This is a genomic window from Phreatobacter sp. AB_2022a, from assembly GCF_026847585.1.
In the GTDB taxonomy this organism is placed as follows: Bacteria; Pseudomonadota; Alphaproteobacteria; order Rhizobiales; family Phreatobacteraceae; genus Phreatobacter.
Window position 1 is genome coordinate 101,322 of record NZ_JAPSET010000002.1, and the last position, 13,679, is coordinate 115,000.

At 66.5% G+C, this 13,679-nt stretch carries 14 protein-coding genes and 1 pseudogene (1 of these 15 only partly in view); 4 read left to right on the forward strand and 11 right to left on the reverse strand.

The window, feature by feature from the left end:
• Window positions 1–47 precede the first annotated feature (47 nt).
• The 6 genes from OZ671_RS01910 to OZ671_RS01935 all read right to left on the reverse strand — a co-directional run bounded on the left by OZ671_RS01910 (window position 48) and on the right by OZ671_RS01935 (window position 5,904).
• On the reverse strand, window positions 48–842 hold the full coding sequence (locus OZ671_RS01910) for an HpcH/HpaI aldolase/citrate lyase family protein (protein WP_268859151.1): 795 nt from the start codon (window positions 840–842) through the stop codon (window positions 48–50).
• A gap of 69 nt (window positions 843–911) precedes the next feature.
• Window positions 912–1,907 (reverse strand): Bug family tripartite tricarboxylate transporter substrate binding protein, encoded by a 996-nt coding sequence (locus OZ671_RS01915; RefSeq protein WP_268859152.1) that lies wholly within the window; start codon window positions 1,905–1,907, stop codon window positions 912–914.
• Window positions 1,908–1,930: 23 nt separating this feature from the next.
• On the reverse strand, window positions 1,931–2,449 hold the full coding sequence (locus OZ671_RS01920; RefSeq protein WP_038308283.1) for a MaoC family dehydratase: 519 nt from the start codon (window positions 2,447–2,449) through the stop codon (window positions 1,931–1,933).
• A gap of 13 nt (window positions 2,450–2,462) precedes the next feature.
• Window positions 2,463–3,587, reverse strand: coding sequence for a CaiB/BaiF CoA transferase family protein (locus OZ671_RS01925; protein ID WP_268859153.1), 1,125 nt, complete (start codon window positions 3,585–3,587; stop codon window positions 2,463–2,465).
• On the reverse strand, window positions 3,584–4,732 hold the full coding sequence (locus tag OZ671_RS01930) for a CaiB/BaiF CoA transferase family protein (protein ID WP_268859154.1): 1,149 nt from the start codon (window positions 4,730–4,732) through the stop codon (window positions 3,584–3,586). Before OZ671_RS01930 ends, OZ671_RS01925 begins: the two co-directional genes overlap by 4 nt.
• On the reverse strand, window positions 4,732–5,904 hold the full coding sequence (locus OZ671_RS01935; RefSeq protein WP_268859155.1) for an acyl-CoA dehydrogenase family protein: 1,173 nt from the start codon (window positions 5,902–5,904) through the stop codon (window positions 4,732–4,734). The genes OZ671_RS01930 and OZ671_RS01935 overlap by 1 nt, the downstream gene beginning before the upstream one ends.
• Before the next feature lie 185 nt (window positions 5,905–6,089).
• Between OZ671_RS01935 and OZ671_RS01940 the strand changes: the two genes are divergently transcribed.
• Complete coding sequence (locus tag OZ671_RS01940) at window positions 6,090–6,851, forward strand: GntR family transcriptional regulator (RefSeq protein WP_268859156.1); 762 nt, start codon at window positions 6,090–6,092, stop codon at window positions 6,849–6,851.
• 15 nt (window positions 6,852–6,866) lie between these two features.
• Here the strand turns inward: OZ671_RS01940 and OZ671_RS01945 are convergent, their stop codons facing one another.
• Genes OZ671_RS01945 through OZ671_RS01955 form a run of 3 tightly spaced genes read right to left on the reverse strand, consistent with a single transcriptional unit; the run spans window position 6,867 to window position 9,311 of the window.
• Window positions 6,867–7,544 (reverse strand): class I SAM-dependent methyltransferase, encoded by a 678-nt coding sequence (locus OZ671_RS01945; RefSeq protein ID WP_328286328.1) that lies wholly within the window; start codon window positions 7,542–7,544, stop codon window positions 6,867–6,869.
• A gap of 43 nt (window positions 7,545–7,587) precedes the next feature.
• Entirely contained in the window at window positions 7,588–8,328 is a 741-nt protein-coding gene (locus OZ671_RS01950) for a nitroreductase (RefSeq protein WP_268859158.1), read from the reverse strand.
• Window positions 8,329–8,351: 23 nt separating this feature from the next.
• Window positions 8,352–9,311: a hydroxymethylglutaryl-CoA lyase gene (locus OZ671_RS01955; protein WP_268859159.1), complete on the reverse strand. Its 960-nt coding sequence runs from the start codon at window positions 9,309–9,311 to the stop codon at window positions 8,352–8,354.
• Window positions 9,312–9,510: 199 nt separating this feature from the next.
• On the opposite strand from OZ671_RS01955, the pseudogene OZ671_RS01960 reads away from it, so the two are divergent.
• Window positions 9,511–9,768, forward strand: a pseudogene (locus OZ671_RS01960) (integrase core domain-containing protein); the annotation flags it as partial.
• A 176-nt stretch (window positions 9,769–9,944) separates the two neighbouring features.
• On the opposite strand, the gene OZ671_RS01965 reads toward OZ671_RS01960, so the two are convergent.
• Window positions 9,945–10,730, reverse strand: coding sequence for an AraC family transcriptional regulator (locus tag OZ671_RS01965; RefSeq protein WP_328286329.1), 786 nt, complete (start codon window positions 10,728–10,730; stop codon window positions 9,945–9,947).
• Between the two features lie 257 nt (window positions 10,731–10,987).
• Here OZ671_RS01965 and OZ671_RS01970 point away from each other — a divergent pair, with 257 nt between their 5' ends.
• Both OZ671_RS01970 and OZ671_RS01975 read left to right on the forward strand, forming a co-directional pair.
• Window positions 10,988–12,160 (forward strand): MFS transporter, encoded by a 1,173-nt coding sequence (locus OZ671_RS01970; RefSeq protein WP_268859160.1) that lies wholly within the window; start codon window positions 10,988–10,990, stop codon window positions 12,158–12,160.
• Window positions 12,132–13,631 (forward strand): amidase, encoded by a 1,500-nt coding sequence (locus tag OZ671_RS01975; protein WP_268859161.1) that lies wholly within the window; start codon window positions 12,132–12,134, stop codon window positions 13,629–13,631. Before OZ671_RS01970 ends, OZ671_RS01975 begins: the two co-directional genes overlap by 29 nt.
• Here the strand turns inward: OZ671_RS01975 and OZ671_RS32020 are convergent.
• Window positions 13,620–13,679: the final stretch of an IS66 family transposase gene (locus OZ671_RS32020; RefSeq protein ID WP_442957045.1), read on the reverse strand. It continues 627 nt past the right edge of the window; only the last 60 of its 687 coding nucleotides appear in the window; its start codon lies beyond the right edge, outside the window; the stop codon is at window positions 13,620–13,622. The two genes, OZ671_RS01975 and OZ671_RS32020, sit on opposite strands and share 12 nt — an antisense overlap.

Here is a 13,679-nt window from a genome sequence, read left to right on the forward strand (position 1 = left end):
GCATGGCCATGCGAACCACCGGCAGGAGCGGTGGCTTCGGCGAAGAATCAGGCGGCGCTCCGCGCGAGGATGGCGCGTGCCCGCGCCCGCACCGGCTCGTCGATCATCTCGCCGTCGATGGCGACCGCCCCCTCGGTCGCAACGATGCGGCTCGCCCACCGGATCTCGGCGGCCGTCGGCTCCCAACTGGCGAGAACCGGCCGGATCTGGCGCGGATGGATGCAGAGCTTGCCGCCGAAGCCGAGCTCGCGCGCATGCCGCGCATCATCCTCGATCCGGCTGCCGTCCTCGACATCGGTCGTCACGCCGTCGAGCGGCGCGACCTTCTCGCACAGCCTGGCGGCGAGCACGAGCTGCGCGCGCGCATGGGCCAATGCCGGCCGGGTGTGCGCGCAGCCGAGATCGCCGGCATAGTCGACCGAGCCGAAGGCAAGACGGACGACGCCCGTGATGGCCGCGATCCGTTCGGCCTGGGCGATGCCGCGCGCCGTTTCGATGAGGGCAATGACCCCGACGCCGTGCCGCGCGGCACGCTCGCCGATGGCCTGCAGCGCAGGCGAGAATTCAGCCTTGGGAACCATGATGGCGGCAGGCCGGACACCGATCGCCACGTCGAGATCGGCGCCATGCCACGGCGTGCCGGCGCCGTTGATCCGGAGGATCACCGGCAGCCTGGTGAAGGCCGTCGTGACGGCCTGCCGGGCCGATGCCTTGTCCTCGGGCCGGACGGCGTCCTCCAGATCCAGGATCACCGCGTCGGCACCGCTCGCCGCAGCCTTGGCGAACCGCTCGGGCCGGCTGGCGGGAACGAACAGCGGAGCGATGAAATCAAGACGGAGCATGGATGACGGCTCTCCCGGTCCGGGCCTTTGAAGGTGGCCGGGCCGCGGCCCGGGCGGCTCGCGCAGCGGTCAGCCGCCGGTGGCGATGCCGGCCTTCCTTGCGACATCGGTCCAGCGCACGAGCTCCTTCTCCATGAGATCGCGCATGTCACGCGGCGTGCCGGGCGGAGCGGCCTCGACATTCATCCCGGCCAGACGCTGGACGACCTTCGGGTCGCGCAGCAGGACATTCGACCGCTCGCTCCAGTACTGGACGATCGGAGCCGGCGTGCGCGCCGGGGCGAAGAGCCCAGCCCAGGCGACGACGTCGATATTGGCAAGCTCCGGCACGCCGGCTTCGGCGATGCTCGGAACCTCCGGGATGAGCGGCGAGCGGCGCGGAGACATGACGCAGAGCGGCCGGACCGTCTTGCCCTGGACCTGCGGCAGCGAGGAGGTCATGGCATCGATCATCAGGTGGGCGCGGTTCTGGTTGACGTCCATCAGCGCCTGGCCGCTGCCCCGATAGGGCGCATGCTCGAAGCGGGTGCCAAGATTCAGGGCGACCAGTTCCGTGATGAGATGGCCGGCCGTGCCGGTGCCGGGATTGGCCGCGGTATATTGGCCTGGCGAAGCGCGCCAGAGCTGCACGGCCTCGGCGAGCGTCCTGGCCGGAAAGTCGGGCGGGACGACCAGGAGATACCCGGTCCAGCCGAGCAGGCTGATCGGCTCGAGGTCCTTCTTGATGTCGAAGGGGAGATTGCTCCGGACCGCCGCATTGACCGACAGTGGCGAGTTGGAGCTGAGGAGCAGCGAATAGCCGTCCGGCTGGGCCTGCGTCACAACCTGGACGCCGATCGCCCCGGTCGCGCCGGCCCGGTTGTCGACGACCAGGGTCGCGCCGTAGCGGTTCTGCATCTCCTCGACCAGCAGGCGGCCGACGAGGTCGGAAAAATTGCCCGGCGGGAACGGCACCACGATGCGGACCGGACTCGATGGATAGTCCTGCGCGCGTGCGCGCCGGGCGCCGCCCAGGAGCGCGGCGCTCGCCATCGACGCGCCGAAAACGCGGCGAGACATGGTCATGGGATCCTCCCTGGTGTTTTCTTTTAGTAGTTGGCGAGATCGTCGATGGCATGCCCGCGCATGGGGACCAGCACGGTGCGCTCGAACGACATGAAAACGGTGCCGTCGGCCTTCTTGCCGGTGGTCCGCACCGTCACGACGCCCTGCGTCGGGCGCTTGGCGGAGGGACGCTTCGAGAGCACCTCGGATTCGGCATAGATCGTGTCGCCGACGAAGACCGGGGCGGTCAGCCTTATGTCGGTCCAGCCGAGATTGCCGATCGCCTTCTGGCTGATGTCGCTGACGCTCATGCCGACCACGATGGAGAGGGTGAGGCAGCTGTTGACGAGCGGCCGACCGAACTCCGATCTGGCGGCATAGGCCTCGTCGAAATGCAGCGGGTGGGTGTTCATCGTCAGCAGCGTGAACCAGGTATTGTCGGTCTCGGAAATGGTCCGGCCGGGCCGGTGCTCGTAGATGTCGCCGACCTCGAACTCCTCGAAATACCGGCCATAGCTCTCGCGATAGCGCGACGGGCCTACAGTCTTGGCGATGCCGACCATGGCATTGGGCTCCCTAGCGGTCCGTCGCGTCGCGACGAAGTATCTGGCGGGTGTGTTCACCGAGGCGCGGCGCCCTCAGGACCGGCCTTGCGGGCTCGTCGAGGAAGCGGATCGGCGGGCCGAGATGCCGCGCGCCTGCCGCATCGGTCAGCACCATCCGGCGCTGCAGGGCATTGGGATCCGCCAGGGCCTCCGGCAATGTGTTGACCGGCGCAAAGCAGACATCGAGCCGTGCCAGCTCGGCGGTCCATTCGGCCAGCGGGCGGCTCGCGAAGGTGGCCGAGAGAAAATCGATCACCGGCTTCTGGTGCGCGCCGGGACCGGCGAGGCAGGGCACGATCAGGTCGGGGCGGCCGAGATGGCCGAGCAGCGCGCGGATGAACTTCGCCTCCTGCCCGGCGAGGACCAGCTGCCGCCCATCCGCGGTGTCGTAGATCCGGTAGAAGGCCGCTCCGCCGGTCGTCCGCTCCAGCTTGACCTCCGGCTGGCGGTCGTCGCGCAGGGCGGGCCCGATGACATTGGCGCAGGAGGCGAGCAACGCATCGTGCATGGCGATGTCGATGCGGTCGCCCCGACCGGTCGTCGCCCGCCGCAGCAAGGCCATGAGAACGGCCGAGAGGCCTTGCAGGCCGCTCACCAGATCGGCGATCGGCAGGCCCGGCACGGCGGGGCGGCCGTCATCGCCCAGGGTGAGGCTGAGAACGCCGGCGAGCGCCTCGAGCGCGAGGTCGTGGGCCGGTCGCCCGCCATAGGCGCCGTCCTGGCCGAAGGCGCTGATCGAGCAGTAGACGATGCCCGGATTGCGCGCCGCCAGCGCCGCGTAGCCGAGGCCGAGACGCTCGGCGACGCCGGGACGGAAGCTCTCGACGAAGACGTCGGCGCGGTCGCAGTGCGCCAGCACCGCCCCGAGGTCCTGCGGGTCCTTCAGGTCGACGACGGCGCTCTTCTTGCCGCGGTTCAGGTTGCGGAAGAAGACGCTCTCCTCGCCGTCCATCGGGCCGATATGGCGCCCGGGATCGCCCTCGCCGGAAGGCTCGAACTTGATCACCTCGGCGCCGTGATCCGCCATGGCGAGGGTGAGCAGCGGCCCGGGCAGGAACCAGGAGAGATCGACGACCTTGAGGCCTTCGAGCTTCATGTCGAGGCCCTCAGCTTGGCCGCCGCGTCATTGTCGGCCCCGAGCGCGGCGCAGGCCTTCTGGGACGGGCGCCGGCCGTCGATCTTCAGCGGATTGGCGAGCACCTTGAGCGCGCCGCGGACGGGATGCTCGACCGTGGTCACCATGCCGGTGGCGCGCGTAAAGGGCGCCTCGAGGGCCTCGTCGACCTCGTAGACCGGCGCGACCGGGATCTTGGAGGTCAGGCGCGACAGCCAATCGGCGGTCGGCCGCTTGCGGAACTCCTCGTCGAGGACGGTGGTCAGCAGGGCGCGATGGCTGCGCCGCGCGGCCGCGGTGGCGAACCGCGCATCGGTCGTGAGATCCGGCCTATCGATCTCCTCGCAGAGGATGCGCCAGAACTTGTCGGTCATGCACATCACGAAGAGCCAGCCGTCGGCGGTCGGAAAGGTCTGGACGGGCACCTGGGACAGATGCGCGCTGCGCGGCTGGCGCGTCGGCTTGTCGCCCGCGTTCAGATACCAGACCGCCGAATAGGTGAGCTGGTGCATGGCGACGTCGAAGAGACAGGTGTCGACGTCGCAGCCCCTGCCCGTCCGGCGCGCCTGGAGAATGCCGCTCAGAAGGCCGACCGTGCCGGTCATGCCGGTCATCGAATCGATCATGGAGGCGCCAACGCGCGCCGGCGGCCCCTCGGGCTCGCCGGTAAGGCTCATGAGGCCGACTTCGGCCTGCATCAGATAGTCGTAGCCCGGCCAGTTCGCGCGCTCGTTGTCGCGGCCATAGGCGGAGATGTGGAGGCACACCACGGCCGGGTTGACCGGCGCAAGGCTCGCATAGTCCAGGCCCAGCGCCGCCGGCAGGCTGCCGCGCAGGTTGTTCACGACGGCATCGGCGTGGCGGACCAGGGCGTGGAAGTCGCGCCGGCCCGCGTCCGACTTGATGTCGAGCGTCACGCTGCGCTTGCCCAGGTTCCAGGCCTGGAAATATTCGCTGTCGGCGGCGCCGAGCATATGCGGTCCGACCCCCCGCGACGGGTCGCCGCCGGTTTCGGCCTGCTCGATCTTGAAGACCTCGGCGCCGAGTTCGGCGAGCATCATGGTGCCGTAGGGCGCGGCGCCGTACTGCTCGATGGAGAGAATGCGAAGATCGGACAGCGGTTTCATCAGACCGGGTTCCGCTTGATCAGCTGCTTGGCGATGATCAGACGCTGCATCTCGTTGGTGCCTTCGCCGATGCAGGTCAGCGGCGCGTCGCGATAGAGCCGCTCGATGTCGTATTCCTTGGAGTAGCCGTAGGCGCCGTGGATGCGCATCGATTCGGTGCTGTTCTCGAGCGCCGCCTCGGAGGCGAAATATTTCGCCATGCCGGCCTCCATGTCGCAGCGCTGGCCGCGGTCGAAGGCGGCCGCGGCGTCCAGCGTCAGCAGCCGCGCGGCGCGTGCCCGGGTCGCCATTTCGCCGAGCTTGAGGGCGATCGCCTGGTGCTCGGCGATCGGCTTGCCGAAGGTCTTGCGCAGCTGGGCATAGTCGGTCGCGAGCTTGAGAGCGCCCTCGGCGATGCCGACGCCGCGCGAGGCGACGTTGATGCGGCCGAGCTCGAGGCCACCGGTCGCCTGATAGAAGCCCTGCCCTTCGACGCCGCCGATGAGATGGTCGGCCGGAATGCGGTAGTCCTCGAAAATGAGCTCGGCGGAATCGATCGCCTTGTAACCGAGCTTTTCGAGCTTGCGGCCGACCCGGAAGCCGTCCTGCTTGGGCGCGATGAACAGGCTCATGCCGTTGCGGCGCGGCTCGGACTTCGGATCGGTCTTCACCAGCAGCGCGAAGCAGGACCCCTCGATGCCATTGGAGATCCAGGTCTTGGTGCCGTTGATGACATAGTGGTCGCCGTCCCGCCGCGCGGTCATGCGGATGCCCTGCAGGTCGGTGCCCGCATCGGGCTCGGTCAAGGCCAGTCCGCCGCGGATGTCGCCGGAGGCGAGCCCCGGCAGCCAGCGCCGCTTCTGAGCCTCGGTGCCGAACTTCTCGATCGCGAGGGCAAGCATCAGATGCGAGTTGAAGATGCCGGTGATCGCCATCCAGACGGACGAGATCTTCATGACGATCTCGGCATAGGTCCTGGCGGGAAGGCCAAGCCCGCCATAGTCGGCGCCGACCGTCGCGCCGAACAGACCGAGATCCTTCATCTGCGCGACGATCTCCGCCGGCCACCGGTCGGCGTGGTCGTGCTCCTTGACGACCGGCCGCACCTCGCGCTCGAGCCAGCGATCGATGGCTTCGAGGAGCTGCTGCTGATCCGCATTGTCCAAGACGTGCGCAGTGCCGGTGGCGCTCATGGCGGCAGGGATCCTCGCTCGATCAATCTATCTTGTCCGTACAATTATTATTTCAACCGGACATATGTCAATCCGCCCTTTGATTGATCGGACGAGAATTCATCGAGGCGGTTGACCCATGCGGACCGGGCCCTCACATCTGGCTGTGGCGATGAATCGGTTGGAAAGGCGTCGGGCGGGACAATATGGCGAACGTCGAAGCTGAAGCTGCGGCCGATGGCGGCGCGGACGTGCCGCTCTATCAGCAGGTCGTCGAATCCCTGCGGGCCTCCATTGCGGCGGGAACCTTTGCGGTCGGGGAGCGGCTGCCGACGGAAGATGCCCTCTGCCGCAGCTTCGGCGTCAGCCGCCATACCGTCCGGGAGGCGCTGAGGGCGCTGCGCGGCGAAGGCCTGATCGAGTCGCGCCAGGGGGCCGGCAGTACGGTCGTCAACCGTGCGTCGCGGCCGCTCTACACCTATTCGGTCACCAGCATCGAGGAGCTGCTGCAATATGCCGAGCAGGTTCGCTACGAGGTGGACAAGAGCGGCATCGTCGTCGCGGATGCGGCGCTCGCCGCGCGCCTCGGCTGCAAGCCCGGGGAGCGCTGGCTGCGCGTCGAAGGCTTTCGTTATGCGGCCGGCGAGACGATCCCGGTGTGCTGGACCGAAGTCTATGTGCGCGCCGACTATGCCGGCATTGCGCTGAAGATCGGCAAGGGCACCGGAACGGTCTATTCCTGGATCGAGGAAATGTATGGGGTGCGTGTCGAGAGCGTCGAGCAGACGCTGCGCGGCGAACCGCTGCCCGACGCGATAGCGCCGACGCTCGGCGCGGCTGTCGGCTCCATGGCGGTGGGCGTCCATCGCCATTACCGGCTGGGCGACGGCAGCCTGATCGAAGTGGCGTCGAACCTGCACCCGGTCGAGCGGTTCCGCTATTCGGTACGGCTCAATCGCCGCGGCTGAGTCACGCCGGTCCCTTTACGCCGCCGCCTCGAGAACCCGCGCGAGCAGCGGCTGATGCAGTGCGAACCGGCCGTCCGGGCTTAAGACTGCAACGCGCGCGAAGGCCGCCGCGACGGCATCCGCATGCGCTGCCGCAGCCGCAATACGGGCGGGATCGCCGGCGGTGACGGCGGCGAGGAAGGCCTCGAGGCTGGCGAAACGCTCGACGCGCTCGAAGATCACCGCATGCTTCTGCACCAGCAGGCCGCCGGCCAGGGCGGCATCGATCGCGCCCTGCGCCAGCGCGCGCACCTCCGTCTCGTCCTCCACCGGCAGGAAAGCCTCGAAAAAGCTCCCCTCCGCGAGCGGTTCGATGACGACGACGGGCCTGGATGCGCCCGCCACCCGCGACGCTTCCGTCAACGCCTGAGCCATGGCCTGCGCAGGGACATGGTGCAGCGAATTGAGAAAGACGCAGCCGTCGAAACTCGCATCGGCGAAGGGCAAGGCTTCGGCCGGGTGCCGCAGCACGGTTGCGTCCGGTGCCTTGGTCCGAGCCGTGGCGACGGCATCGGGGTCCGGGTCGATGCCGACGACGACAGCCCCCCGCTTGATCAGCGCGGCGGCGAGCAGACCGCCGCCGCAGCCGATATCCAGTATGCGCCGGCCGGCGACCGGCCGGAACGTCTCGTCCAGAAGCGCGAGCGTGTTCATGACGGCTCCGATCGACAAGCGAGCAAGATCCGGCGCCTGCCGGTCACGGAACGGACGTGGCTGGCGCCGGCGTCGCGCTGCCGTGGAAGGTCGTGAAAGCCGCCACCGGCTCGCGCTCGGTGATCAGGCGGTTCGTTGGTTCGCCCTGGTCGGGATGGCCCAGCGCCATGCCGGCGACGACGATCTGGCCGGGCGCGATGCCAAGATGCCGGCGGACGATGTCGGGATAGTTGCCGATGGCGGCGAGCGGACAGGTGTGGAGGCCATGGGCGCGCGCGAGGATCATCACCGACTGGATGAACATGCCATAGTCGAGCCAGCTGCCCTGGTTGAGGTCGTCGTCGATGGCAAAGACCAGGCCGACCGGTGCGCCGAAAAACGAATAGTTGCGGGCGCGCTGACGGTCGCCCGCCTCGCGGTCGCCGCGGGCGACCCCGGCGAGCTGATAGAGCGACCAGCCGGTCTTGCGCCGCCGGTCGATATAGGGCGCGCGCCACCGGGTCGGGTAATAGGCGAAATCGGGCCGCTCCGCCTCGCCCGACAGGAAGGTGTCGGTGAGCTCGCGCCCCAGCCGTTCCAGGGCCTCGCCCGTCACCACGTGGACCGACCAGGGCTGGATGTTGCTGCCGCTCGGCGCATAACGCGCGGCCGACAGGATACGCTCGACGAGGCCGATATCCACCGCATCGGAGCGAAAGGCGCGGATGGCGCGCCGTGTCTTCACGGCGTGCTCGACGGCGGCGACCATGACATCCCTGGGCTGAGGCGCCGGCATATCCCGCATCGACGTGTCCTTCCTTTCGAGGGTCACCGGCAGCTCACGGGCCATGCCGCGCGTTCGACCGGCTTGAGCGCCGCGGCGCGGGTGCCGCCGTTCAGGGCGCGGCTCCTGGGGCTGATGTCGAGCAGCGCGGCGATCTCGGATGCCGCCGCCATGATCCGCTGGAGGTCGAGGCCCGACGCGATGCCGGCGACCGCGCAGAGGTTGACGAGATCTTCGGTCGGATAGTTGCCGGCATCGCCGACCGTGTCGGGCATGGCGATGCCGCCGCCGAGGCCGCAGACCGCGCCCTCCAGCCAAGCGACCCCGGCATCGAGCGCGGCGAGGATATTGGCCGGCGCGAAACCACCCCGGTCGTGGATGTGATAACCGAACCGGCATTCCGGGAAGTCCGCGCGCAGGCGGGCGAACAGCGCGCTCACATGGCGCGGGTCTTCCAGGCCGACGGAGCCGGCGAGGTAGATGTTCCTGACGCCGTGCCGGTGGAGAAAGGCGACGCAGGCCATGACGTCGGCCTCCGGAATAAGGCCCTCATAGGGGCACCAGAAGGCCATGCCGAGCGCCATGACGAACCGGCGGCCGGCGGCCTCCGCAAGCGCGAAGGCCCTGACCGCCTGATCGAGCGCCTCGGCCCGCTCCATGTTCTGGTTCCGCCTGAGATAGGTGCGGCTGACGATCGCGAGGCCCAGCAGCTCGTCCGCCCCGGCGGCGAGGGCCCGCTCGGCGCCCCGGGCGTTGGGAACGAGCGCCCGGTAGACCGTGCCCGGCCGCCGCTCGATCCCGGCCATGACCCGTTCGGCATCGGCGAGATGGGGAACCACTTCCGGGTGCGCGAAGGAGGTCACCTCGATGGTGCGCAGGCCGGCCCGCGAGAGGAGGTTCACCATGCGGATCTTGGTCGCCGTATCAACCGGTCGCGGAAAGCTCTGCAGCCCGTCGCGCGGCGCGACCTCGACGATCTCGATCTCATGCGGAAGCACGAGCATGACGGCGCTCTCCGAACAGTCCATGGCAGTCGGACGGCGGTGCCTCCGAGACGTTTGTCGCGCCGAATTGGACTAGATTTGTCCGGATAAGATTATTGATGTCGGCATGAATATCAACCTGAAAGAGCGTCTCTCCTCCGAAGGGAGGATGGCCCACGCGCCGCTCCACGACGGTCTCTACGCATTGCAGCCGACGATGCATCGCACCATCAAGACCAGGCATCCGTGGACCGACGGCCAGGTCGAGAGGATGAACCGGACCATCGAGGAGGTCTTCGTCAAGCGCTTCTCCTGCGAGAGCCACGGCCGGCTCCGGCAGCACCTCGCCGACCTCGTCGCGGCCTATAACTTCGCGCGCAGGCTCAAGACCCCTAAGGGCCGCGCGCCCCACAAGTTCGTCTGCAGGGCCTGGACTGCAGGCTTCGAACCCAATCCGCTCCACCAGATGCCGGGATGAAACCTCTGGACAGGCAATGCCGAGCACCTGGACGGACGATGTCGCTTCGCGCAACCAGAACCTCGAGGCGGCAAGCCCGCGCAACGGACGGGAAAGCAGGACCTCGCAATCGTCCGGACGATTGGCAACAGAGCCAAAATGCGCAACTGCGAGGAGACGGCTCTGACGCCGGTCCATCACGGCCCCGCTCTCGGGGAATAGACGCTTGGAGGTACGCCCAGCTCCCGTCGAAACATCGCCGCAAACGCGCTGGGGTTCTCGTAGCCGTGTTCGAGCGCAACTTCCAATATCGAGCAACCCTCGGCAAGCCGCGGCAGGCTTAGAACGATCCGCGCTCGCCTGCACCAATCCCCGAAGCCCATGCCTGTTTCCCTGAGAAAAAGCCGCGACAACGTGCGGCTGCTCATGTTCATCTCATGCGCCCACGTCTCCAGGGTGGCATCCTGCGCCGGGTTGGCAACGAAGCGGTTGCAGAGATCCGCCAGGCGGGTATGCGAGGGCATCGGCACGTGGAAATCCAGTTCCTCCGCCGTCCGTATCTCTTCCAACAGCAGATCCATCACCTTCCCGTCACGCGCATCCAGCGCATAGACAACCGGAAGCGACATGGCGGTGATAATCAGCTCTCGAAGTAACGGCGCAACGCGAAGAACCCGGCAGCGCGGCGAGAAATTGCCCTGAACTTCGGGAGCGACATAGATCGTGCGCATTTGCACCGCTGTCGACGCATAAATCTCATGCTCTTCCAGGCTCGGCATCCAAACCGCCTGGCCAGGAGGGACAACCCATCGTCCTGCATTGGCGGTGACCATTATCGCGCCGGACGTCGCGTGGATCAGTTGCGCATGCACGTGGCTATGCCGAGGCATGGCCGTTCGGGCCGCATGCTCACTGGCATATGCGAAGACCGGCCTGCGGTCTGGGGGCACATCGAAGCTTTGAACAGGTAAGCGTGTCACCACACATCTCGTACGTGAATCGCCGCACAAGGCTCGGCCGTCACATGGCCGGCGGGCGACTCAAGAGTCGTAGAGCCATCCTTGTCTGAAACACAATGATTGTTGTCAGTTTCGCGCGCGAACGACTTTTGCCGTTCCGGTATCCCCCTGCGCACCGCTGGGTTTCGAAGCTGCCGTCAGCGATTTGAGCAGTCCCGTGAGCATGGCCGCAGCGAATGGCGATGAGTCCTCGCGACCGTTCGTAGGCACAAGAGGTTAATGTGAACAAATATCGTTTGGGGATCTTGACCGGCAGCCATGCCGTCAATGATCTCTATCAGGGCATGGTGCCCGCGCTGCTTCCGCTGTTGATGCTTGAGCGTGGCTATACTTACACGCAGGCGACAGGTCTTGTGCTGGCAGCCAATGGCATCTCCAGCATCGTTCAGCCAGTCTTCGGAGTTTACTCCGATGGGCGCAACCGTTCTTGGCTCGTTCCGATGGGCTTTCTGCTGGCAGCGCTCGGCGTTGTCCTGGCAATTCAGGGAACGAACTATTCCGTGACGTGGCTCGCCATTGCGCTCAGCGGCGTCGGCATCGCTGCCTATCATCCACCGGCAACCGTCGCGGCCCGCGCCGCGGGCGGCAAGTCGCAAACTGCGATCAGCATATTTTCCGTTGGCGGCACGCTTGGAGCCGCATGTGCGCCGCTCCTGGTCAGTGTGGTTGCCGACAAGCCTATCGATAGCCGGATGGCCCTGCTGGCTGCACCGGCTCTTGCCATGGCGGCCATCTGGTTCTTTTCCAATCGGTCGGCCGAGGCCGGGACCCTGACGATGCTCGCCCGCAACGGCGCCACCATTGATAGACAAAACAACTGGAAAGACTTCAGCTTTCTGGTCGCAATCATCGTCTTGTGGTCGGTACCTTACGTCGCGGTCATGTCGACCATCTCGCTCCATTTCATCCGCAGTCTGGCTGCTCCCCAATCCTACGGCGCAACGGCGCTGACAGTGTTTTTGGTGGGCGACGCGCTCGGAACGCTGATCGGCGGCTGGCTCGCCGACGCCCGGGGCCGCATTGCAACAATTCGGACCGGCTACATCCTGATGCTTCCCAGCCTTGCAGGCATAGTCTGGGCACCCTCGCCTTCCGTAGCGATCATCTGCTGCGCTGTCTTCGGCATGGCGATGTTCATCCCCTTCGCAGCGAAGGTTACCATCGCTCAAGACCTGCTTCCGAAAAGTCCTGCGACGGCGAGCGGCATTGCTCTTGGCTTGGCACTGTCGGCAGGCGGCCTGGCCTCGCCGTTCCTTGGAATGATTGCCGACGACTGGGGCCTGGCGACGATGCTCGCGAGCGCCCTCATCATTCTCGGCGCCGCAGGTCTTCTGGCTTTCTGGTTGCGCGATCCATTGACGATTGATGCGCAAACCGGACTTGCCGAAGCCTGACGCCTCTCCCGTCGAAAAGAAGATCATAGACATGACCGTTTTGGAAACGTGGTCCGCCGAGGATCAGGCACGGGCAATTCGCGAGCGGGTCCTGTCGCCGACTGAACTCGTCGACATGCACCTTGAGCGTATCGAGCATGCAAGCGATACCTTTGGTGCATTTTTGCTCGTCGATCACGAAGGCGCCCGGCTTGCTGCCCAGGCACTCGAACAGCAACTCGTGAGCTGGAAAGGCGACGAATTGCCGCCGCTCTTTGGCGTGCCGATATCCATCAAGGACACCTGGCCAGCGGCAAGGCTCCGTTTTACGGCCGGTTCCGCGGCATTTGCCGACCGAATCGCATCCACCGACGCGATGGTCGTCAAGGCGCTGCGAGATGCAGGATGCATCGTGCTCGGGAAGACCAACGCGGCTGAATTCGGCTGCTCTTCCTTCACGGAGAACACCTTCGGCATCTCTCGCAGTCCCTTTGACCGCTCACGCGGTGCTGGAGGTTCAAGCGGTGGTGCTGCAGCGGCCGTTGCCGCCGGCTTTGGCGCGATCGCGCTTGGCTCCGATGGCGGCGGCTCCATTCGCATCCCCGCCGCGAGTTGCGGCGTCGTCGGCTTGAAGCCATCACGCGGGCGCATTACCACGGCGCCGGGCCCGGATTCCGCCGGGCTGGCCACTGCGGGGCCGCTTGCGCGAACGGTTGCTGACGTGGCCAGGCTCCTCGACGTCATGACCGGCTCAGCCCCGGGCGATTCCTATAGCCTGTCCAGCCCTGCAAAGGGCTATTTCCGTAGCTTCGTCGACCGTGAACCAAGGCAGCTAGCCGTCGGGATCGTGTTGCCAAGCGAGCAGACCGATCCGGCCTGCATCGACACATGCAACCGCCTCGGGGCGCTCCTCGAGAGCCTCGGCCACAGGGTCGAAATCGCTGAAGCTGCAAGCGCCGACGAATATATGGAGGAGTTCAAGATCGTATGGAGTGTTCTGGCAGCTTCCGTGCCGGTTGCCGACGAGGACGAGGCGCGGCTGCTTGCCTTGACGCAATGGCTGCGGCAACTGGGACGTTCGCATAACGCCACCGATCTGATGGCAGCACAATCGCGCCTGCTCAGTTTCGGACGCGCCATCGCAGGTCGCTACCATCGCTATGATATAGTGTTGTCACCCACCCTCACGCGCTTGCCGCCAAAGGTCGGCGATGTGCGTGACGATGGAGACCCGCAGGCTACGTTCCATCGGATGACCGCCCTCCATCCACTGACACCGTTGGCCAACATTACGGGGCAGCCGTCCATGAACCTGCCCCTTTGCTGGTCCGAGCCGAGCGTAACCGCGCCCGCGGGACTGCCCATAGGGATGATGCTGACAGCGAAACATGAGCGGGAAGACCTGTTGATTTCACTGGGCGCACAGCTCGAGCGAGCGTCGCCATGGTCGGACCGCTACAAAGCCATAAAGCTCGGGCCATCAAGCCGATGAAGCCTTGTTCAAGGGAAGGACACGATGGCCCCCTGAACAGCCCGCAGT